Source organism: Pseudomonas sp. PDM27 (genome assembly GCF_019219205.1).
Taxonomy (GTDB): domain Bacteria; phylum Pseudomonadota; class Gammaproteobacteria; order Pseudomonadales; family Pseudomonadaceae; genus Aquipseudomonas; species Aquipseudomonas laurylsulfatiphila.
On the sequence record NZ_JAHUWF010000001.1, the window covers coordinates 549,765 to 572,138 of the forward strand.

Below are 22,374 nucleotides of genomic sequence, written 5' to 3' on the forward strand. Positions count from 1 at the left end.
GCCCTCGATCCGCACTCGACGTCGTGCAAAACAGTATCTGATTGGCGCAATCAGGTGCAGCCGTTTATCACCTGGTGGCGGATTTGTGTCATCGCTGCCCAACCGACTGTTACCTGCCCCCCCAATTTTACGGACTGCCTTCGCCAACTTATCGGATAGACCATCACCCGCCCCGCTTCTCTAATGAGCGCACCGATTAGCCGAATAAAAAAAGGTGCACACCATGAGTGGCGAAAGAAACGTCGAGCAATGGAAAACGTTTATCGAAAGCTGCCTGGACTTCCGTCCCGCAGAAGGCGTGTTCCGCATCGCCCGGGAGATTTTCACCGAACCGCAGCTGTTCGATCTGGAGATGGAACTGATCTTCGAGAAGAACTGGATCTACGCCTGCCACGAAAGCGAACTGGCCAACAACCACGACTTCGTAACAGTGCGCGCCGGTCGCCAGCCGATGATCATTACCCGCGACGGTGAGGGTCGGCTCAATGCACTGATCAATGCCTGCCAGCATCGCGGCACGACGCTGACCCGCGTGGGCAAGGGCAATCAATCGACCTTCACCTGCCCGTTCCATGCCTGGTGCTACAAAAGTGATGGCCGCCTGGTCAAGGTCAAGGCACCGGGCGAATACCCGGAAGGCTTCGACAAAGCCACACGCGGTCTGAAAAAAGCCCGCATCCAGAGCTACAAGGGTTTCGTCTTCATCAGCCTGGATGTGCACGCCGACAACAGCCTGGAAGACTTCCTCGGCGATGCCAAAGTGTTCTTCGACATGATGGTCGCCCAGTCGCCAACCGGTGAGCTGGAAGTACTGCCCGGCAAGTCGGCCTACACCTACGACGGCAACTGGAAGCTGCAAAACGAAAACGGCCTCGACGGTTATCACGTCAGCACCGTCCACTACAACTACGTCGCCACGGTGCAACATCGCCAGCAGGTCAACAGCGAAAACGGCAACGCCGCCAGCAACACCCTCGACTACAGCAAGCTCGGCGCCGGCGATGCCAATACCGATGATGGCTGGTTCGCGTTCAACAACGGTCACAGCCTGCTGTTCAGCGACATGCCCAACCCTTCGGTACGCTCCGGCTACGCGACGATCATGCCGCGGCTGATCGAAGAACATGGCCAGCAAAAAGCCGAGTGGATGATGCATCGCCTGCGCAACCTGAACATCTACCCGAGCCTGTTTTTCCTCGATCAGATCAGCTCGCAATTGCGCATCATCCGTCCGGTGGCGTGGAACAAGACGGAAATCATCAGCCAGTGCCTGGGGGTCAAGAACGAGTCGGACGCCGACCGCGAAAACCGCATTCGCCAGTTCGAGGATTTCTTCAACGTCTCGGGCTTGGGTACGCCGGATGACCTGGTGGAATTCCGTGAAGCCCAGCGTGGCTTCCAGGCGCGCCTGGAACGCTGGAGCGATATCTCCCGCGGCAGTCACCGCTGGGCCAGCGGCGCCACGCCCAACAGCGAAGCGATCGGCATTGCCCCGGCCATGACCGGCACCGAATTCACCCATGAAGGGCTTTACGTCAACCAGCACAGCAACTGGCAGAAATTCCTGCTCGACGGCCTGGACGCCAAATCCCTGAAACTCCGTGAGGTGCAATGATGAATGCGCAACTGCAGTACCGGATCGAACAGTTTTTCTATCGCAAATCCGAACTGTGCGACGCCCAGGACTGGGATGCCTATGTCCAGCTGTTCGCCGAGCACAGCGAGTTCCACTTGCCGCAATGGGACTCCGAACACGTCTACACCCGCGACCCCAAACGCGAAATGTCGCTGATCTATTACCCCAACCGTTCAGGCCTGGAAGACCGCGTGTTCCGCCTGCGCACGGGCAAGTCCGCGTCCTCGACGCCGATGCCGCGCACCCTGCATCAGATCGGCAACGTGCGGATCGCCCCCCTGGAAAACGACGAGCTGCAAGTGCAGCTGAACTGGCACACCCTGTATTACCGCCTGGCCACGACCGAACAGTTTTTCGGCCGCGCAACCTACCGCCTCAAGCCCCACGCCGATAGCTGGCTGATCGTTCGCAAGCATGTGTTGCTGCTCAACGACACGATCAATTCGGTACTCGACTTCTATCACCTCTGAACCCAGGGAGACCGGGCATGAACCATAAAGTCGCGTTCAGCTTTGCCGACGGCAAAACGCTGTTCTTCCCTGTGCAGGCCAATGAAATCCTGCTCGACGCCGCCCTGCGCAATGGCATCAACATCCCCCTGGACTGCCGCGAAGGCGTCTGCGGAACCTGCCAGGGGCGTTGCGAGTCGGGCGATTACAGCCAGGACTATGTGGATGAGGAAGCCCTCTCCAGCCAGGACCTGCAACAACGCAAAATGCTCACCTGCCAGACCCGGGTCAAATCCGACGCCGCGTTCTATTTCGACTTCGCTTCCAGCCTGTGCAACGCCGCTGGCCCCGATCAACTCACGGCAACGGTCACCGAGGTCAAACAGGTGTCGGCCAGCACGGCGATCCTGCATCTGGATCTGGGCGATGTGGGCCAGTCGCTGGATTACCTGCCCGGGCAGTACGCCCGGCTGCAGATTCCGGGGACCGAGAACAAGCGTTCCTACTCCTTCGCCAACCGGCCGGGCGTCAGCAATCGGCTGCAGTTCCTGATTCGCCTGCTGCCCGATGGCGTGATGAGCAACTACATCCGCGAACGCTGTCAGGTGGGTGACCCCATCGTTCTGGAGGCACCGCTGGGGGCTTTTTATCTGCGGCACGTCGCCCGGCCACTGATCCTGGTGGCTGGCGGCACCGGACTTTCTGCCTTGCTGGGCATGCTCGACGAACTGGCTGAACGCGGCTGCGAGCAACCCGTGCATCTGTACTACGGCGTGCGCGATGCGGCCGACCTGTGCGAACAGGCGCGCATCCAGGCGTATGCGCAACACCTCCCGGGGCTGCGATACACCGAGGTGGTCAGCGAACCGTCGCCGCACTGGACCGGCAAGCGCGGCTACATTGCCGAACACTTCGACGTCGCCGAACTTCGCGATGGCCCGGTCGACATGTACGTCTGCGGGCCGCCGCCGATGGTGGAGTCGATCAAGACCTGGCTGCAGGCACAAGCACTGGAGAGCGTGCAGCTGTACTACGAAAAATTCACCGAGAGTAACGCCTGACACCCGCTACCGGAACCGGCGCCCGGCTCAGGGTTGCCGTTTGGGTCACTCGCGTTGTTGAGTACTCAACGGCCGCAAAATCGCCCGGACCGGGCTGGCGTCGAGGTTGGCAAAACGTAGCGGCAACGCGATCAACTCGTAATCCCCTTCCGGCACGTCATCGAGCACGACCCCCTCAAGAATGGCCATGCCGTGACGGGCCACGGCACGGTGTGAATCCATCGTCTTGGATTGCTGCGGGTCCAGTGACGGCGTATCGATGCCGATCAACCTCACACCCAGGCTGGCCAACAAATCGACGGTTTCCCTGGCAACGGCCGTGAACGCCGGGTCCCAGGCAGCCAGCGGTGCCTGGCGATAGGTCCGCAGCAGCACACGCTCAGGCACATCGTGCAAACGCCCTTCCAGTTGCCCGGGCTGCACCAGGTCGCCGCTGTCCAGACAATGCAAAACGCGGCAAGGCCCGATATACACATCCAACGCGACCTCGCCAATCGCCGCGCCGTCGGCGCTGTAATGCAGCGGCGCATCGACGTGGGCACCGGTGTGCGGTGACAGGGTGATGCGTCCGACATTCACCGGGCACTCGGGACCGTAGGTCCAGACGCGTTCCTCCAGAAAAGGCGTGTCCCCCGGCCAGGTCGGTGTTTCGCTACTCAAGGGTGGACTGATGTCCCACAGGGTCGTGTTTTTTTTCATCGCAAATGCTCAGCGTTTTTACCGAGTGAAATGATACGAGCGACAGCAGTGCAGATTCGTGCAAAAAACCCGGGCACGCGAGCGGGTTTTCGCACAAACCGCTAGGGATGAGCGTGATGGCGGCAGGAAATTTCAAAGTGCAACCTTCGACGACGCGGTCTTCACAGGCAGCAACGCGCGATGAAAGATCGGATGACTGTGGTTCAGGCTGACCGGGGCGCCGCCCTGCCAATACCACGCAGCGTCATGGCCCTCAGTCCACAACACCCTGGCGTCGCTTGCGGAATTCGGCGACCTTATGCCGGTTTCCGCACAGCGCCATGCTGCACCAGCGTCGTTTGTGCGATTTGGTGCGGTCGTAAAACATCAGTGAACATTCGGCGCTTTCGCATTTGCGTACCAGGCTGAAATCGCCTTCGGCCAGCAACTCCGCGGCGGCGTAAGCGAGCCTGCCCAGACGCTGGTGGCCGGCATCGCCCTGGTGCAGGCGATCCAGCACCGGCGCGCCCGCCTCCTCCCACACCAGTTGCGGCACGACCCGCAGCAGAAAGGCATTAAGCACTACCGGATCCGCCACGCGGTTCTCTCGACGGGCGGCGAACAGGCTCTCGATGCAATCGCGCAGCTTGCGCAATCGGGCAAGCAACTGCCCGTCCCCCACTGCCACGTCCGTCGCCCGACCGAAACCGATCTGCTCCAGCCAGCGCGCCGCGTCGGCATCGCTGTTGAGCAGGTCGCGCCGCTGGCCTTCAACCACCATTCGGGTGTTCAGCAGGTCCAGCGCCGGATGGTCGGCCAGCACCAGCGGTACGGGCAAGTCAGGCGTGGCGACGGCGTCAGTCATGGAAATCTCCCGGGAATCGATGCACGGATTGTAACCCACAAAAAAGATTTGACCAGTTACAAAGTCCGTGCAAAATGAAAATAGGTAACCCGTATAAATAACTTTAAACAGTTACAATGGAGATCCGTCATGACCACGCTCCCGCACACCACCATTGCCTGCAAATTCGTTGAAGCCGACGGCGTCAGGGTTTTCTACCGCGAAGCCGGTGCTGCCGACGCTCCCGTACTCTTGCTGCTGCACGGCTTTCCCAGCTCGTCGCACCAGTTCCGGGACCTGATCCCGCTGCTCGCAGACAAGTACCGCCTGATTGCGCCGGATCTGCCCGGTTTCGGTTTCACCGAGGTGCCCGCCGAACGCCACTACGTCTACACCTTCGACGCCATCGGCGAGACGATCCGCCAGTTCGTCGATGTGCTGAGCCTCAAGCGTTACGGGATGTACTTCTTCGACTATGGGGCGCCGGTCGGCCTGCGCCTGGCGCTGGCGTACCCGGAGCGGGTCAGCGCGATCGTTTCGCAGAACGGCAATGCCTATCTCGAAGGCCTGGGGGATGCCTGGGCGCCGATCCGCCAGTATTGGAACGATCCGTCGCCCGCCAATCGCCAGGTGATCAACGATGCCATCCTGCACCTGGAAGGCACGCGCTGGCAGTATGTGGAAGGCGTGAGCAACCCCGATCTCATTGCACCCGAGGGTTATCATCTGGACGCACTATTGCTGGAACGGCCCGGTAACAAGGACATCCAGCTCGATCTGTTTTATGACTATCGGAACAACCTGAAGCTGTACCCGGCGTTCCAGCAATTCTTGCGCGATGCCCAAGTGCCGACACTGGCGATCTGGGGCAAGGGCGATCCGTTTTTCATTCCGCCAGGTGCAGAGGCCTACAAGCGTGACAACCCTGATGCGGTGGTCGAGATGCTCGATACCGGCCACTTCGCGCTGGAGACCCACGCCGTGCAGATTGCTCAACGGATAGTCGACGTGGTGGGCAGCCATCTCGACTGAGAGGTGCAGGGACGAGGCGTGGTCCACACCCACTCGAGCCACCGGGTGGCATTGACGCTGGCCGGTGTCTGGCACGAGGATGACATCCTGTCGCCGCTGCCCCAGGCGCTGGATGAATTGCACGAAGCCGTTGGTGTGCAGGGGTAACCCACAGATTGATTTTTTGACCGCAGGAGTCTTCATGCCTCGTTTCGCTGCCAACCTCAGCATGCTCTACCCCGAACATGACTTTCTCGACCGTTTCGCCGCCGCCGCCGCCGATGGTTTTCAGGCAGTGGAATACATGTCCCCCTACGACTACAGCCCACAGCAATTGAAACAGCGGCTCGACGACAATGGCCTGGTCCAGGCCCTGTTCAACGCACCGCCTGGCAATATCGCGGCCGGCGAAAAAGGCACCGTGTCCTTGCCAGGCCGTGAGTCGGAGTTCCGCTCCGGTTTCGACAAGGCTCTGGAATACGCCGCGGTACTGGGCAACGACCGCATCCATGTCATGGCCGGGCTGCTGGCCAACGAAGCGGATCGCGCCAGGCACCAGCAAACCTACCTGGAAAACCTCAGCCACGCAGCGACACAAGCCGCCAAGGCTGGCATTACCGTATTGCTGGAGCCGATCAACACCCGCGACATGCCGGGGTTTTTCCTCAACTACCAACATCAGGCCCAGGCTATCTGCAAAGCGGTCGGCCAGGCCAACCTCAAGGTCCAGTTCGACGTCTACCATTGCCAGATCGTCGAGGGTGACGTGGCGACGAAGCTGCGACGGGATATCGCCAACATCGGCCATATCCAGATCGCGGGCGTACCGGATCGCCACGAACCGGACATGAACAACGAGCTGAACTATCCCTACCTGTTCGAGCTGATCGATCAACTGGGGTACACCGGTTGGGTCGGTTGCGAGTACCGGCCACGCGGCGACACCTCCAAGGGCTTGCAATGGCTGCGCGATTGGCAGGGTCGGTCAACTCAAGGCCAGACATAGGCATTCGGCGCCCACGTTTAGCGACCACTTCCACGGCGACGGTCATGCCGTCGCTTTGCGGCCAAAAGCGGCATCCCGGATCGCTCACTGATCACACGGCCCCCTGCATTTGACATGCCCTATGTTCGCTAACGAACAGACTTCGCCGCGATGAACCATCCACACTCGTCGGTGGAATGCAGCGCCCGGCGGCGCAATGCCCCGCACACCTGGCCTGGCGTAGAACCGCCTTCATTCCACAAGCGACCTGCCCCGCGCGGGTCGTACGAAGGAATTCATGCAAAATATCCTGACTCGCACGCTGTCCAGCCTTTGGCGCTCACCGGCCATCTGGCTCAGGTGGAGTGCAGCACGGCACAAGTTCGAGTACGAGCCCATCCTGCGTGCCGACCTGTTCAATGCGCAGCAGATGGCAGACCACGGCATCGTGCTGGCCCGCCAACATTTGCTCGGGCGCCTGTCAAAAAAGGATGCCCTGCTGGGCCGTCTGACTGACAACCAACTGCTTCTGGAACGTAGCTGTGCGGCGCTCAAGACTGTACAGCTGTCCAGCCGACGCGCGACCCCGGCGGCGGAATGGCTGCTGGACAACTTCTACCTGATCGAAGAAAACATCCGTACCGCCAGGACCCACCTGCCCGACGGCTATAGCCGCGAGCTGCCACGCCTGGCCGAAGGCCCTTCGGCAGGCCTGCCGCGGGTCTACGACATCGCCCTGGAAACCATCGCGCACGGCGATGGCCGGGTCGACGCGCCAAGCCTGAATTGTTTCATCGCCTCTTATCAGACCATCACGGCCCTGACCCTGGGCGAGCTATGGGCCATCCCGATCATGCTGCGCCTGGCGCTGATCGAGAACCTGCGGCGCGTGGCATCCCGGGTCATGGCCAACCGGGATGACCGCAACCTTGCCGATGACTGGGCCGATCGATTGATCGAAATGGCCGAGCGCGACGCCAAGAGCGTGGTATTGACCGTTGCCGACATGGCGCGATCGGCACCGCCGATGACGCCACCCTTCGTTGCGGAACTGGCGCGCCGCCTGCACGGACAAAGCGCCGCGCTGATATTGCCCATGGCGTGGATAGAACAGACGCTCGGTGATTCCGGCCTGACGGTCGAACGCCTGGTGCAGATGGATGCCCAGCAGCAATCCGGTGATCAGGTGTCCATCAGCAACAGCATCGCCAGCTTGCGGTTGCTGGCAGCGACCGACTGGCGCGAGTTCGTCGAGCTGCTCAGCCATGTCGAACAGGTATTGCGCACGGACCCGGCAGGCGTCTACGCGAACATGGACTTTGCCACCCGTGACCGTTACCGCCATGTGGTCGAACGCCTTGCCCGGCATTGCGTGCATTCCGAAACCAGGGTGGCACAAGCATCCCTCGAACTGGCCGCGAACACACAGCCCACGGCCGGTGTCACCGGGCACGTGGGCTATTACCTGGTGGCTGACGGGTTACTCAGACTGGAGCAGGCACTGCATGCCAGCGTGCCGCTGCACGAGCGATGGAAGCGACTGCTGCAGAGCGCCCCGTTGAAGTTCTACCTGTGCCCTTCCCTGCTGCTGACACTGCTGCTGGCCTGGCCATTCCTCGGCAGTGCCTATCACAGCGGCACGCCACTGTGGTGCCTGGTCCTGCTCGCCGTGCCCGCGTTATTGATGACCAGCCGCCTGGCGATCGGGCTGGTCAACTGGCTGGTGACGCTCACGGTCGTCCCGTCGCTGCTGCCGCGCCTGGATTACAGCAAGGGCATACCGACCGAGGCGCGAACGCTGGTGGCGGTGCCGACGATGTTTGCCAACGCCGGCGACATCGAGGCCCTGGCGGAAGGCCTGGAAGTGCGATTCCTGGCCAACCGCGATGCCAACCTGCATTTTGCGCTGCTCAGTGACTTCATGGACGCCCCTGCCGAGGTGATGCCCGAGGATGCCGAATTGCTCGCCCTGGCGCGCCAACTGATCGAGGCGCTCAACCACAAATATGCCGATGGCCAGGTCGACCGGTTCTTCCTGTTGCACAGGCCCCGGCACTGGAGCGCGACCGAGCGGGTATGGATGGGGCATGAACGCAAGCGCGGCAAGCTCGCCGAGCTCAACGCGTTGCTGCGAGGTAAAGGACAGCAGCGCTTTGCATTGATCGTCGGTGATGTCGCGCCACTGGAATCGGTGCGTTTCGTCATCACCCTGGACACCGATACCCTGCTGCCCCGGGATGTCGCGCGCCAGTGCATCGGTGCGATGATGCACCCGCTGAACCATCCGGTATTCGATGAACAAAGCGGCAAGATCGTCAGCGGTTACGCCATCCTCCAGCCACGCGTGGGGATCAGCCTGCCCAGCACGGCACGCTCGACCTACGCCCGCCTGTTTGGCAGCGATGCCGGTGTCGATCCTTATACCCGTGCCGTCTCCGATGTTTATCAGGACCTGTTCCAGAACGGTTCCTTCATCGGCAAGGGCATCTATGCCGTCGACGCCTTCGAACAGGCACTCGAGGGCTACCTGCCCGACAACCGCATTCTCAGCCACGACCTGATCGAAGGCTGCTATGCCCGCTGCGGGCTGCTCAGCGATGTACAGCTGTATGAGGAATACCCGTCTCGCTACAGCGCCGATGCCAAGCGCCGACACCGCTGGATTCGCGGGGACTGGCAAGTGCTGTACTGGGCCTTGCCGTGGGCACCGAAACCCCAGGGAGGATTTGCGCCCAACCTTCTTTGCAACCTTGCCCGCTGGAAGATTTTTGACAATCTGCGCCGCAGCCTGGAGCCAGGCGCCTTCCTGGTCATGCTGACATGGGGCTGGCTAGGTTCGAACGAGGCCGTCTCCTGGACATTGGCGGTGGTCATCCTGGTATTTCTCCAACCCTTGCTGCAATCGGTACTGGCGCTGGTACAGAAAGCTGCCGATATTCCATTGGGGCAACACCTGAGTGCGGCATTACGGACCTCGGGCCAGCATTTCATGCGCGCGCTGTTGTCGCTTGTCTGGTTGCCATCCGATGCGTTGTTGAGCTTCGATGCGATTGCCCGCTCACTGTGGCGCATGCTGATCAGCAAGCGCCGCCTGCTGCAATGGCAACCGTCTCGTGAAGTCGAGCGCTCCAGTGGCAACGATCTGTCCGGCATGTATAAAAGCATGTGGATTGCCCCTGCGCTGGCGCTGATTCTATTCCTGGCCCTGCTCCCCTCTCTTCATGTACTCGCACTGGCGGCACCCTTGCTGCTGGTGTGGCTGGTAAGTCCGGCGATTGCCTGGTGGATCAGCCTGCCGACAACCCCGGCGGGGTTTGACCCGTCAGTGCAAGAGCTGCGCTTCCTGCGCATGCTGTCACGCCGGACCTGGGCGTTCTTCGATCGGTACGTGGGGCCTGAGGACAACTGGTTGCCGCCGGACAACGTCCAGGAGATACCCAAGCCAACCATTGCCCATCGCACCTCACCGACCAACATGGGCATGGCCTTGCTCTCGCACCTGGCGGCCCACGATTTCGGTTACCTGAGTACCGGGCGCCTGCTTGAACGCGTCACGGCCACGCTTGAGTGCATGGCCGGTCTTGAGCGACACCATGGGCACTTCTACAACTGGTACGACACCCAGTCACTCCTGCCGCTGGCGCCTCGGTATGTGTCCACCGTGGACAGCGGCAACCTGGCGGGTCTGCTGCTCACCCTGCGGCCGGGGCTGCTGGGGTTGGTCGACACCCCCCTGTTCGATCAGCGCACCCTCAGCGGTCTGGGCGACACCCTCGATGTGCTGCAGCAGGCGTTACAGGACGGGAACCTCGATGACCGTGCCGTGCTTGAACTGCGCACGAAGGTGACCTTGGCCATGACCCAGGACACCCCGGACAACCTCCTGCAATTACTCGATCTGGCGGATGCCCTGGCAATCGACACTGCGGCCACCGCTGCAGAAGAAGCACACTATTGGCTGCAGGCATTGCAGGCACAGTGTGCGGATCTGCGGGCGGAACGACTGCGCTTCGAGCTGCCATTGGCACCCGCCCGGGCACCAGCACCAGCACCAGCACCAGCACCAGCACCAGCACTCAGCCTGCGGCAAATGGCCGAGCTCGATTGCACGCTGTGGCTGCCCGCCAATCAGGCGCAAGTGCAGGCCGTACAACATCTGGCTCGCGCACGAATCAGCCACCTTGAGCGCCTGGCCGAGTTGTCCTCGTCACTGGCGAGCATGGACTTCACCTTCCTCTACGATGCTCAACGTGACCTGTTCTCGATAGGCTACAACGCCGACGAGCGCAGGCTGGACAACGGTTATTACGACCTGCTCGCGTCAGAGGTTCGCCTGACCAATTTCGTGGTCATCGCCCAGGGCCAGCTGCCGCAACAAGCCTGGTTCACCCTCGGACGCTTGCTCAGCAACAATCGGGGGGTACCGGTACTGCTTTCCTGGTCAGGATCGATGTTCGAGTACCTGATGCCCAACCTGGTCATGCCCAGCTATGAAGGGACGCTGCTGGAGCAGACTTGCCGCGCGGCCGTGGCCTTGCAGATCGAACATGGCAACCTGTTGGGCATCCCCTGGGGCGTGTCCGAGTCGGGTTACAACACCCTCGACGCCCACTTCAATTATCAGTATCGGGCGTTCGGTGTTCCAGGCCTTGGCCTCAAGCGCGGGTTGGCCGAGGATACCGTGATTGCGCCGTACGCCAGCGCCCTGGCGCTGATGGTCGAGCCGCAAGCGGCCTGCCGCAACCTGCAACGCCTGGCAGCCCAAGGGTCGGCCGGACGCTATGGCCTGTACGAAGCGGTCGACTACACCGAGGCACGCCTGCCACGCGGCCAGCGCTATGCGATCGTGCGCTCGTTCATGGCGCACCATCAGGGCATGAGTCTGCTGGCCTTGACCAGCCTGCTGCTGGACCGGCCCATGCAGCGCCGCTTCGAGTCGGTCCCGGCCTTCCAGGCGACCACCCTGTTGCTGCAGGAACGCGTCCCCAAAACCGCCGCACCTTACCTGCATGCAACCCTGGCACCTGCCACAGATGAAAACGGGCGCGCACAGGAAACCAGGCTGCGAGTGTTCGCCGATCCCGGACGCAAGCGCCCCGCCGTCCAGCTACTGTCCAACGGCCGTTACCACGTCATGCTCAGCAGTGCCGGCGGCGGTTACAGCCGCTGCAACGACATCGCCGTGACCCGCTGGCATGAAGACGCGACCTGCGACAACTGGGGCATGTTCTGCTACCTGCGCGATGTCAGCAGCGGCGTGTTCTGGTCCTCGGCCCACCAGCCGACCCGGCACCGGCCAGAAAGCCATGAAGCGATTTTCAGCGATGCCCGGGCCGAGTTTCGTGTTCGCGAGCTCGACTTCGATACCCACACCGAGATCGTCGTGTCCCCCGAAGACGATATCGAACTGCGCAGGCTGCACATCACCAACCGCAGTCGCGTGCGCCGTAGCGTGGAGATCACCACCTACGCCGAGGTGGTCCTGGCGCCGGCAATCAGTGATGCCATGCACCCGGCCTTCAGCAACCTGTTCGTGCAGACCGAATTGTTGCCAGCGCTGCAGGCCATCGTCTGCACCCGCAGGCGTCGCTCCAGTGAGGAAGCCGTCCCCTGGATGTGCCACCTGCTGGCCGCCCATGGCGTGGACATCGATGCCATTTCCTACGAGACCGATCGGGCGCGATTCATCGGCCGCGGACGCAACGTTTCAGCACCCGCGGCGCTCGATGGCAATGTCGAGCAGTTGTCCGGCACCGCAGGCTCGGTGCTGGACCCGATCGTGGCCATCCGCTGCCGTATCACCCTGGACCCCGGACAAACGGCGACCATTGACCTGGTGACCGGCATCGCGGACAGCCGTGAGGACTGTCTGTACCTGATCAACAAATACCGCGACCGGCACCTCGCCGATCGCGTCTTCGACCTGGCATGGACCCACAGCCAGGTGTTGCTGCGCCAACTCAATGTCTCGCTGGAAGATGGGCGCCTGTTCGAACAGATGGCCTCTTCGATCCTCTACGCCAATGCTTCGTTACGCGCGGAAAACAGCGTCCTGATGGCCAACCGACGCAATCAATCGAGCCTCTGGGGCCAGGCGATCTCCGGCGACCTGCCCATCGTTCTGCTGCAGATCGCCACCGTCGACAACATCGAACTCGTGCACCAGATGGTCAAGGCCCATGCCTACTGGCGGCAAAAGGGGCTGATGGTGGACCTGGTCATCTGGAACGAAGACCAGGCCGGCTATCGCCAGCAACTCCAGGACTTGATCATGGGGGTGGTGACGTCCGGCAGCGAAGCTTCGCTGATCGACCGTCCCGGGGGCATTTTCGTGCGTCCCGCACAGCAGCTGTCCAACGAGGACCGCACGCTGATCCTGTCGGTGGCGCGCCTGGTGCTGAGCGAAGGCAACGGCAGTATTGCCGAGCAGGTCCATCGGCGTCACGCAAGCCCGGCCTACCCGGCATTCGTGCCCACGCACAAGCGCCAGGCAAAAGCGGCCGCTACCCTGCCCGCCATCGACGGTTTACTCCTGGGCAACGCCTATGGCGGCTTCAGTGCCGACGGCAGCGAGTATGTCATGACCTTGCAGCCGGGAAGGCCGACGCCGGCGCCATGGGCCAACGTATTGGCCAACCCGCACTTCGGTACGGTAATTTCTGAAAGTGGGGGCGCTTACACCTGGATGGAAAACGCTCACGAATTTCGTCTGAGCCCCTGGCATAACGACCCGCTCACCGACGCCAGCGGCGAGGCGATCTACGTGCGCGATGAAGAAACCGGGCATTTCTGGTCGGTGACGCCACAGCCTTGTCCCGGCACTGGCGCGTACCGCACCCGGCACGGTTTCGGCTACAGCGTCTTCGAGCACGATGAAGACGGTATCCACACCGAGTTGTGGGTGTACGTGGCGCTGGATGCTTCGATCAAGTTCTCGCACTTGCAGATTCGCAACCGTTCAGGCCGCGCCCGGCGCCTGTCGACGACCTGCTATGTCGAGTGGGTGCTGGGCGATTTGCGCAGCAAATCGGCGATGCATGTGGTGACGGAAGCCGACCCCAGCAGCGGCGCATTTTTTGCCAGGAACGCCTATTCGATCGAGTTTTGCGAACGGGTGGCGTTCCTCGATACCGACTCGACCGCCACCAGCATCAGCGGCGATCGCACCGAGTTCATTGGCCGCAATGGCAGCCTCAAGGCACCTGCCGGACTACAGCAGGCACGCCTGTCGGGTCGAACCGGTGGGGGCATGGATCCCTGTGCGGCGATTCAGGTGACCCTCGACCTCGACAACGGTGACGACCAGGACGTGGTCTTCCGCCTCGGTGCCGCCAGGGATACCACCTCAGCCCTGCGCCTGGTTCAACAGTACCGCGGCCTGGGGGCGGCCACCGCAGAACTCGAGGCGGTACGCGAACATTGGCGTTCGCAACTGGGCGTGATTCAGGTCCAGACCCCCGACCCGAGCATCGATGTCATGGTCAATGGCTGGTTGATGTACCAGGTCATCGCCTGTCGCTTCCAGGCCCGCAGTGGTTACTACCAGTCCGGCGGGGCCATCGGCTTTCGCGATCAACTGCAAGACAGCATGGCGATGATCCATGCCGATCCCGCCAGCGTACGTGGCCATTTGTTGTTGTGTGCAGCCCATCAATATGCCGAAGGCGACGTGCAACATTGGTGGCACCCGCCGCTCGATCGGGGGGTGCGCAGTGGCTGTTCGGACGATTATCTGTGGCTGGCGCTGGCGACCAGTCACTATCTCAGCGTCACCGGCGACCTCAGCGTGCTGGCCGAACCCGTGGGTTACCTTGAAGGCCGACCGCTATATGCTGGGGAAGAGTCCTATTACGACCTGCCGGGCAAATCGCACCTCGAAGAAAGCCTCTATCAGCATTGTGTTCGCGCCATCGAACACGGCCTGCAGCGCGGCAGCCACGGCCTGCCGTTGATGGGCACGGGCGACTGGAACGACGGGATGAACCGGGTCGGCCATCTGGGCCAAGGGGAAAGCGTGTGGCTGGGCTTCTTCAGCTTTGATGTGTTGCAGCAGTTTGCCATCACTGCCCAATTGCATGGCGACCCTGTTTTCGCACAGCGTTGTACCCGCCAGGCCGCCTTGCTGCAGGCCAGTCTGGAAGAGCATGCCTGGGACGGTTCATGGTACCGGCGCGCCTGGTTCGACGACGGCCAGGTCCTGGGCTCGGCCCACAATGACGAATGCCGCATCGACTCGATCTCGCAAAGCTGGTCGGTACTGTCGGGGGCCGCCTCGCCAACGCGGCGCCGCACGGCCATGGCGTCATTCGAGCAGCATCTGGTACGGCCCGACACAGGCGCGGTCCTGCTGCTCGATCCACCCTTCGACACAGGCTCGCTCGAGCCCGGCTATATCAAGGGCTACGTGCCGGGCGTACGGGAAAATGGCGGCCAGTACACCCATGCCGCCGTCTGGGCCGGCATGGCGTTCGCCGAGCTTGGCGACGACATCAGTGCCTGGCGCTTGCTCAACATGATCAACCCCGCCGGCCATGAAGTCGCCAAGCGCCTCGAAACCTACAAGGTCGAGCCCTATGTCATGGCTGCCGACGTCTACGGCACGCCGCCCCATGCAGGCCGTGGGGGGTGGACCTGGTACACCGGGTCGGCCGGCTGGACGTACCGCTTCATCGTGGAGTCATTACTCGGATTGCAGCGGGTCGGGACTGCATTGCATATCGTACCGCTGCTGGCGCAGGGCTGGCCTGGCTACACGCTGCGCTACCGCTATGGGGCGACGCATTACCAGATCCATGTACGCCCCGGCACAAGCACTACTGCCTCGATCACGCTGGACGGCGAGCTGCTGGGCAATGACGCGCTGGAATTGCTCGATGACGGCACAGAACATCAGGTCGTGGTGACATGCCCGGTAAAAGCGCACCAACCCGAAACCCCAGGGTGGGATAGAACCGTCGAAACCGATCTTGAGCGCTGAGAAACAGCGCTCTAGGCGGGCCTGGATTCAGACTGGATGACTCGGGCCCTGGTGGTGCGGCTGCACGGCCTCACCCAGTTTGATGTGTACGGGCGGGTTGGCAGCCTGCCCGGGCTTGTCATGCAGGGGGAGCGGCGTGCTCTGTGGCTGTTTCGCAGTGGGCTTGCCAGGGCCCTGGCGAAGATTCGGGTCAATGTGCTTGCTCATGACAACCTCCAACATTCGGCGCTGCAGAGGCAGCGTCGCTCCCTTGAGCATGGCAGATGGCAGCGGCTGCTTCGGTGCGCTGCCCCGCATAGCGCGCTTTGGAGTACCCTGTCCCCCTCAGGGAATTCTCCCTCGAAGGGTGGCTGATATGTTTGCTGTACCCAAGCCACAACAGAACTACCTGCTGGCGGCACTTCCGGCGCCAGCACTGGAGCGCCTGCTCCCCCACCTCGAACTGGTCGAGCTGCCACTGGGCAAAGTGCTCTATGAGTCCGGCGGCGCCCTGCGGCATGTCTACTTCCCCACCGACTCCATCGTGTCGCTGTTGTATGTGATGGAGAACGGTGCCTCGGCCGAGATTTCGGTGGTCGGCAACGAAGGCCTGATCGGCGTTGCAGTCTTCATGGGCGGCGAAAGCACGCCCAGCCGCGCCGTTGTGCAAAGTGCCGGGCATGCTTACCGGTTACCCGGCCAGCCACTCAAGGATGAGTTCAACCGCCATGAAGAGATGCTGCTGCTGATGCTGCGCTACACCCAGGCCCTGATCACGCAAATGGCCCAGACGGCAGTGTGCAACCGCCACCACTCCATCGACCAGCAGCTGTGCCGCTGGTTGCTGTTGTCGCTCGATCGCCTGCAAGGCAATGAACTGACCATGACCCAGGAGTTGATCGCCAACATGCTGGGTGTACGCCGCGAAGGCGTGACCGACGCCGCCGGCAAGCTCCAGCGCCTGGGTGTCATCGAATACAGTCGGGGACACATCAAGATCCTGGACAGGGCCCGGCTCGAGGCGCTGAGTTGTGAATGCTACGCCGTGGTCAGAAAGGAGACGGAACGATTGCTGCCCTACTTTCCCTGGGCGAGGTGACTGGTGAAGGTTTGTCGGGACGACCCCGGTCACGAAGTTGCCAGTTCGTGAAATGCTGAAGGTGATCCACCAAAGAAGCGTTTCGATACTGTCGCCATATTGGCGCGCGCCAGCCCAATATGACGAAGCGTCTGGACGACGCCCCAGGCCAAGCTGCCCGGAGCAATCAAATGCTTATTCGCCCGCGTGGTCATTGCCACCGTGCGCGGCGATGAACATGTCGACGGCCGACCGGCAATAGGATTCGATTTCGTTGTCGTCCTCTGCTCTCGCCTCATCGAAGCGCGCGATAATCAGGAGATCGGATCCTTTGAAAAGCGCGGCAAACAAGCGGGCGGACTGGAGAGGATCGGGCACGTTCAAAATCGCCTTCGCGTGCAACTGACGCAACAGGGCCTCGATTTGGGCGATGACATAGGCGGGGCCGGCTTCGTATTGGCGCTTGCTTAACGACTTTTGATTCGTCTTGTCGGCCATGATCATGGCTTCGACACTGCGCACGTCCGGGCTCAACAGGGTGCGAAGCAAGGTTGATCCCACCGCCATGAGCTGATCTTCGGCCGAACCGTCGAAGCCTTCAAAAAGGGCCTGTGGTGCAAACTGCTGGCAGTGGGCCGCGATGGCCGCGCTGAAGAGCGCCTCCTTGTTCTCGAAGTGCCGATAGATGCTTAGCTTGGAGATCTTCGCCCGCTGGGCGACCTTGTCCATGGTCGTCGCTTGAAAACCCAACTCCACAAAAAGTTCGCACGCGGCGTCGACGATTGTTTGACCAAGCGTCTCGTTAGCGGGCCGGCCGCGCCGGCCCTGGCTGTTTTCGGTCATAAAAATTCCAGTACTTGACAGTATTCTAATTCATGAATTAGGGTACTTCAAAGTATCTTAAAAGTACATGCCAATCTCCCTTCATCCACAACGCGGAGCCCATCACCATGAATGACGTCCTCATCATAGGCGGCAGCTTTGCCGGTCTTGCCGCCGCCCTGCAGCTCGGCCGTGCCCGCCGCAAGGTCACCGTTCTCGATACCGGCCTGCCGCGCAATCGCTTCGCCAACCACTCGCATGGCCTGCTCGGCCACGACCACAAGCCACCGCTGGAGATCCTGGCCGAGGCGCGGCAGCAGCTGGCGCGCTATCCCACGGTCAGGCTGGTCACTACCCGGGCTGAGAGTATCTCCGGCGCCATCAACGATTTCTCCGTCCTCACTGGCGATGGCGAAAGCCTCAAGGCGCGCCGCCTGATCCTGAGCTATGGCGTCGCCGACCAGATGCCTGAAGTTCCCGGCTTTGCCGAAGGCTGGGGCACCTCCATCGTGCCTTGCCCCTATTGCGACGGCTTTGAAGTTGCCGGCCGGCATTGGGGTCTCGTCTGGTCCGGCCCGCCGTCGCACAACTACGTCAGGCTGTACCACGACTGGACCGACACATTAACGGTCTTCGCCAATGGTCACGACATTCCACCCGACATCCGGGCCGATCTGGTGCGCCGCGGCATCCCTGTCGTCGATGGCTGGATCACCGAAATCGACCATGACGAGAGCTATAACGCCACCGTCAGGCTCGACGCCGGCCCCCCTGTCGCGGTCGACATTCTGTTCGCGCATCCGCGCAACAAGCCGTCCGCCCCCCTGCATGAATCACTGGGCCTTGCGACGGTCGACACCCCCCTGGGCATCGCCCTACAGGTCGACGAGCGCCGCGAAACCAGCATGCCCGGCGTCTACGCCGCCGGCGACCTCGCCAATCCCCTCATGGCCTCGGTCACCACGGCATCATGGCAAGGCGCGATGGCGGGTATCTTCGCCCAACAGTCGATGCTGGTTTGAGAGCACAGATTCCCTTCTCCGGTTGCCGCGGGCTATCGGATTCTGAAGGTCGCGGGCCGGTGTCATCGAAAACCGACTGGACGGCTGCCCCCGCAGCTCACCCGGTGCCTGAGGAGACGCACATGTCCAAAACCAGAGGCACCGAAGCCAGCATCAGCATCTCTCGTCCGACCACTCTTGGAAAAGGCTGACACACATGGAGTTCGAACACGTTACCTTCGATCTGCCACACGGCACCTTTCACGCGCTGCAGTGTGGCGATCCCGATGGTCAACCGACGCTTGTCTTGCACGGGTTCCCGGACCATCCGCCGACCGCGAAGCCCTTCCTTGCCGAGCTCGGTCGCCGCGGACGTCGCGTCGTCGCCCCCTGGCTTCGTGGTTACGCGCCGTCCCCGACCGCGGGGCCGTTCGACTTCGCAGCCCTCACCAGCGACGTGCTCGCGCTGATCGACCGCTGGTCTCCGGGGCGAGCCGTGGAGTTGATTGGCCACGATTGGGGCGCCCTGATTACATATGATGCCTGCGTCACCGCACCAGAGAAGATCGAACGAGCGATCACGCTCGCAATCCCTCACCCACTGACGTTCATGAGCCGGCTGACGCACCCCGCTCAGCTACGCCGGAGCTGGTACATGGGGCTCTTTCAACTGCCAGGAAGCGGCTGGATGGTCACAGCCCGCGACTTCGCCCTCATCCACCGCCTCTGGCGTCAGTGGTCGCCCGGCCTCTCCCTCGATCCTGCTCTCCAGGCGGAGCTACGCGAGCACCTGCGGGCCAGCATGCCCGCGCCCCTAAAGTACTACCGGGCAATGCTGCGCCCCGGCATGCTTGGGGCGACGCGCCGTCTTTCGCAGCCGATCGCGGTGCCCCTGTTGCAGCTTCACGGTGCCAACGACGGCTGCATCCTTCCCCCGCAGGTCGACGACCGACATCGGTTCGCCGCCCCGCACGCGATGGAGGTCGTCCCCGGCGTCGGTCACTTCCTGCACATCGAGGCCCCTGAGGCGATCGCGGAACGGATCGCGGCATGGGCCAAGTAGCGTCCTTTCCCCCTTGCCTCGATTAAAGGGTAGCCAGTTACAAACGAATCAGAACAAGGAGATAGCATGAAAGAGCAAAATGCCTATCCAGTCGCCGACTGGAATGGTCAAAGCGGGGAGTACTGGGTCGCCAACCAGGCTCGGCTCGATGCCATGATGGCGGTGTTCGGCCAGGCCGCGATCGAAGCCGCGGCGCCCGCCACGGACGAACGCGTGCTGGACGTCGGCTGCGGCGCGGGGGCGTCTACTCTGGATCTGGCCGCCCGCGTCGGCGCGGGCGGCCATGTGCTCGGCGTGGACATATCCGAACCGCTGATCAGCAGAGCGCGCGCGCTAACGCCGCAGGATACGCCGGCCCTGTTCCAGGTGGCCGACGCCAGCAGCACCGAATTGCCCGAGGGCGCGTTCGACATCCTGTTCTCGCGCTTCGGAGTGATGTTCTTCGACGATCCGACGGCGGCATTCGCTAATATGCGCCGTGCGCTCAAGCCGGGCGCGCGGGTCGCTTTCGTCTGCTGGCGCGGCATGGCCGAGAACGATTGGGTGCGCTTGCCGATGGGCGCGATCAAGGGGATCGTCCCGCCGATCACCCCGCCCGATCCCGAAGCGCCCGGCCCATTCTCGTTCGGCGACCGGGAGCGGGTGGCACGCATCCTGACAGCAGCCGGCTTCACCGATGTCACTATCACGCCCTTCGATGCTTCCATCCCGTTCGGCGAGGGCGAGACGCGGGACGCGGCGATCGACGACGCGGTAAAGATGGCGTTCGAGGGCGGCCCGCTGTCGCTTGTGCTCGCTAATCAGCCTGACGACATCCGCGCCCGTGCCTCGACCGCGGTTCGCACAGCCTTCGCGGGCATCCCCGGCGAGCGGTCTGTGATGATCAACGGCGCGGCGTGGATCGTCATGGCACTCAATACGGCAGCTAACAGGGATTAACAGGGTGAGAAGCCCCGCTCGGTGGATCGAAGCGTCTTTGGCCGATCAGATCAATGCCACTTTTGGCTTGGTCATCCGTCCCCGGCAAAAGCGAGCACTCGCGAATGGTCCAAATCGGCCAATTGCGGACTATCAGTATCACGTCATTACCTGGCGTTGTTCAGCGACTGGTAAAGCAAACTGAACTGTCTGAGTCCCCTCAAATCGGACAATGGAAATGGATACTGATCGTCGCGCCGGTTAACGCACCGGCTAATTTAGCTCAGCAGTCTCTCCCTGGTTCGCCCTGCCCCGCTTTACAACGGGGCAAGGCAACTCATCATTACTGTTTGATCAAATCACTGGGCTTCCAGCTCTGATCGAAAAACGCTTGCTTGGGACCATACAAACGCACGATCACCAGGAAGCCTTTGCCCGGCACGGTACGTATCCAGTTCTTGCCCGTACCCGGTGATTCAGGGCCGAAGTAGAGGTCGGTCGAGCCATCGCTGTTCTGCGCCGGTTTGTCCATCTGGTTGAGCGACGGGAACGGCTGGCCGTTGTCGAGGCCCGATGCCGTCAGGTTGTCGTAGGCAGTCACCGACCAGAACAACGCCGCCGGCACATTGGCGGGCAGGTTGAGCTTGTAGGTGTGGGCGCCGTCGAGGAACTTGCCGTCGGCATCGCGGGTGGTGGCGGGATATTTGGCGCCGGCGCCGACCATGTTCATCACCATGCCCGGACTGTCCGAGTAGGCAGAGGTGAAGAACGCCACACGCTGCTCGAGGTTGGTGAACGTGCCGCTGGACTGGAACTCGGTGTTTTCCCCGGCGAAGGTGTTCACGTACTGGCGATCCGTGTAGTACAGGCCGCCCGGCTCTTTCATCAGCAGATGACTGGTGACCACCTTGCTCATCTTGAACGCGGTGCGTGCCGCCTCATCCAGCAGCTTGCGCCGCTGTGCATCCGGGGCGAAGGCCTTGCCCTTTTCGATGCCGATGGTGTGCAGGAAGCCGCGCATGTCCATGTCCGCCGGGTCGACAGCTTCGGCTTCAATGAAGCGCGACAGCAGATCGAAGTACCGGCCATCCTCGGGGAACAGCATGTTGATCGGTGCACCGGTGGCATCGGGGAACTGCATCGGCAGCGCCGAATCCTTCTTGCCCAGCGGATAGATCTTGGTGCGCTCGACTTCGGCCACCGGCACGCTCAGGTCTTTCGGGTCTTTGAAGAAAGTGCGCCAGAACAGGAACACGTTGTTGGTGCGCGAGCGGTAGACGAAACCTTCGGTGGGCTCCGGGCCGGTGTAGCCAGGCGGCAGCAGCACATAGGTGCCACCCTTGCCCTTGTCGGGGCCCGCCAGGCCGACGTCGCCGCGCCAGGTCTTGCCGTCAATGGTCGGACCGACAATCGGCCGCTGGAAGAAGTCGTCGAACATGCCCTGCACGCCGGGCGGCGCTTCAACCACCAGCGGACCGTACTTCGCCAGGTCCAGATAGCTCATGGCGTAGACCAGGTCGGAGTTCGGCGTGGTCACCAAGGTCTTGGCGTTGATGCGTTTTTTCCAGGTCGGCAGGATGTTGTAGCCGGCGCCGAATTGTTTCTCCGACGCCTCCTTCATCGACCAGATGTTGATGGCTGGCAACGACCAGAGATACGACTGCACGGCGCGCTGGAAAATCAGCTCGTCGATCATGCTGCGTGCGGTGGCCTCGGTCGGGAAACCGTTTTCGAAGGGCTGGTTGGCCAGCTCTTCGTAACGCGTGGCGGCATCGGCGACGCCGCTCAGGGAGACCGCCACTGCCAGGGCGGTCAGGGTGTTACGCAAGCTGCTCATGGGATGTCCTTATGTGGCGCAGTTTGAAGATAAAT

At 62.1% G+C, this 22,374-nt stretch carries 15 protein-coding genes and 1 pseudogene; 11 read left to right on the forward strand and 5 right to left on the reverse strand.

From position 1 onward, the window contains the following. The first annotated feature begins 223 nt into the window (after window positions 1–223). From antA to antC, 3 genes are read left to right on the forward strand one after another with little or no spacing between them, the layout of a single operon-like run. Window positions 224–1,615 carry an anthranilate 1,2-dioxygenase large subunit gene (gene antA / locus KW838_RS02550; protein WP_102699917.1) on the forward strand — a complete coding sequence of 464 codons (1,392 nt, stop codon included), beginning with the start codon at window positions 224–226 and terminating at the stop codon, window positions 1,613–1,615. Further along, on the forward strand, window positions 1,615–2,106 hold the full coding sequence (gene antB / locus KW838_RS02555; RefSeq protein WP_218500254.1) for an anthranilate 1,2-dioxygenase small subunit: 492 nt from the start codon (window positions 1,615–1,617) through the stop codon (window positions 2,104–2,106). Before antA ends, antB begins: the two co-directional genes overlap by 1 nt. Before the next feature lie 17 nt (window positions 2,107–2,123). Further along, the gene (gene antC / locus KW838_RS02560; protein ID WP_218500255.1) at window positions 2,124–3,146 is read left to right on the forward strand and encodes an anthranilate 1,2-dioxygenase electron transfer component AntC; all 1,023 of its coding nucleotides are present in this window, start codon (window positions 2,124–2,126) and stop codon (window positions 3,144–3,146) included. Between the two features lie 45 nt (window positions 3,147–3,191). Here antC and kynB read toward each other — a convergent pair whose 3' ends face one another. Both kynB and KW838_RS02570 read right to left on the reverse strand, forming a co-directional pair. Next, window positions 3,192–3,845: an arylformamidase gene (kynB, locus tag KW838_RS02565; protein WP_218500256.1), complete on the reverse strand. Its 654-nt coding sequence runs from the start codon at window positions 3,843–3,845 to the stop codon at window positions 3,192–3,194. 253 nt (window positions 3,846–4,098) lie between these two features. After that, window positions 4,099–4,689: an ABATE domain-containing protein gene (locus KW838_RS02570; RefSeq protein ID WP_218500257.1), complete on the reverse strand. Its 591-nt coding sequence runs from the start codon at window positions 4,687–4,689 to the stop codon at window positions 4,099–4,101. A 129-nt stretch (window positions 4,690–4,818) separates the two neighbouring features. Between KW838_RS02570 and KW838_RS02575 the strand changes: the two genes are divergently transcribed. The 4 genes and pseudogenes from KW838_RS02575 (at window position 4,819) to KW838_RS02590 (ending at window position 15,641) form a co-directional block, all read left to right on the forward strand. Next, complete coding sequence (locus KW838_RS02575) at window positions 4,819–5,700, forward strand: alpha/beta fold hydrolase (RefSeq protein ID WP_218500258.1); 882 nt, start codon at window positions 4,819–4,821, stop codon at window positions 5,698–5,700. A 15-nt stretch (window positions 5,701–5,715) separates the two neighbouring features. Next, window positions 5,716–5,799: pseudogene (locus KW838_RS02580) on the forward strand (aldolase); the annotation flags it as partial. Between the two features lie 82 nt (window positions 5,800–5,881). Further along, window positions 5,882–6,685, forward strand: a complete 804-nt coding sequence (gene otnI / locus KW838_RS02585) for a 2-oxo-tetronate isomerase (protein ID WP_218500259.1) — start codon at window positions 5,882–5,884, stop codon at window positions 6,683–6,685. Window positions 6,686–6,962: 277 nt separating this feature from the next. Further along, entirely contained in the window at window positions 6,963–15,641 is an 8,679-nt protein-coding gene (locus tag KW838_RS02590; protein ID WP_218500260.1) for a GH36-type glycosyl hydrolase domain-containing protein, read from the forward strand. Window positions 15,642–15,668: 27 nt separating this feature from the next. On the opposite strand, the gene KW838_RS02595 is transcribed toward KW838_RS02590, so the two are convergent. Further along, window positions 15,669–15,848, reverse strand: a complete 180-nt coding sequence (locus KW838_RS02595) for a hypothetical protein (RefSeq protein WP_218500261.1) — start codon at window positions 15,846–15,848, stop codon at window positions 15,669–15,671. A gap of 148 nt (window positions 15,849–15,996) precedes the next feature. Here KW838_RS02595 and KW838_RS02600 point away from each other — a divergent pair, with 148 nt between their 5' ends. Then, a complete protein-coding gene (locus KW838_RS02600) occupies window positions 15,997–16,719 on the forward strand; it encodes a Crp/Fnr family transcriptional regulator (protein WP_218500262.1) in 723 nt (240 codons plus the stop codon). 174 nt (window positions 16,720–16,893) lie between these two features. On the opposite strand, the gene KW838_RS02605 is transcribed toward KW838_RS02600, so the two are convergent. Beyond that, a complete protein-coding gene (locus KW838_RS02605; RefSeq protein ID WP_218500263.1) occupies window positions 16,894–17,541 on the reverse strand; it encodes a TetR/AcrR family transcriptional regulator in 648 nt (215 codons plus the stop codon). Between the two features lie 107 nt (window positions 17,542–17,648). On the opposite strand from KW838_RS02605, the gene KW838_RS02610 reads away from it, so the two are divergent. From KW838_RS02610 to KW838_RS02620, 3 genes are all read left to right on the forward strand, one after another. Then, window positions 17,649–18,542 carry an NAD(P)/FAD-dependent oxidoreductase gene (locus KW838_RS02610; protein WP_218500264.1) on the forward strand — a complete coding sequence of 298 codons (894 nt, stop codon included), beginning with the start codon at window positions 17,649–17,651 and terminating at the stop codon, window positions 18,540–18,542. Window positions 18,543–18,738: 196 nt separating this feature from the next. Next, window positions 18,739–19,584, forward strand: a complete 846-nt coding sequence (locus tag KW838_RS02615) for an alpha/beta fold hydrolase (RefSeq protein ID WP_218500265.1) — start codon at window positions 18,739–18,741, stop codon at window positions 19,582–19,584. A gap of 66 nt (window positions 19,585–19,650) precedes the next feature. Then, entirely contained in the window at window positions 19,651–20,523 is an 873-nt protein-coding gene (locus KW838_RS02620; protein ID WP_218500266.1) for a class I SAM-dependent methyltransferase, read from the forward strand. A gap of 322 nt (window positions 20,524–20,845) precedes the next feature. On the opposite strand, the gene KW838_RS02625 is transcribed toward KW838_RS02620, so the two are convergent. After that, window positions 20,846–22,339, reverse strand: a complete 1,494-nt coding sequence (locus KW838_RS02625) for a DUF1254 domain-containing protein (protein ID WP_218500267.1) — start codon at window positions 22,337–22,339, stop codon at window positions 20,846–20,848. Window positions 22,340–22,374: the final 35 nt, after the last annotated feature.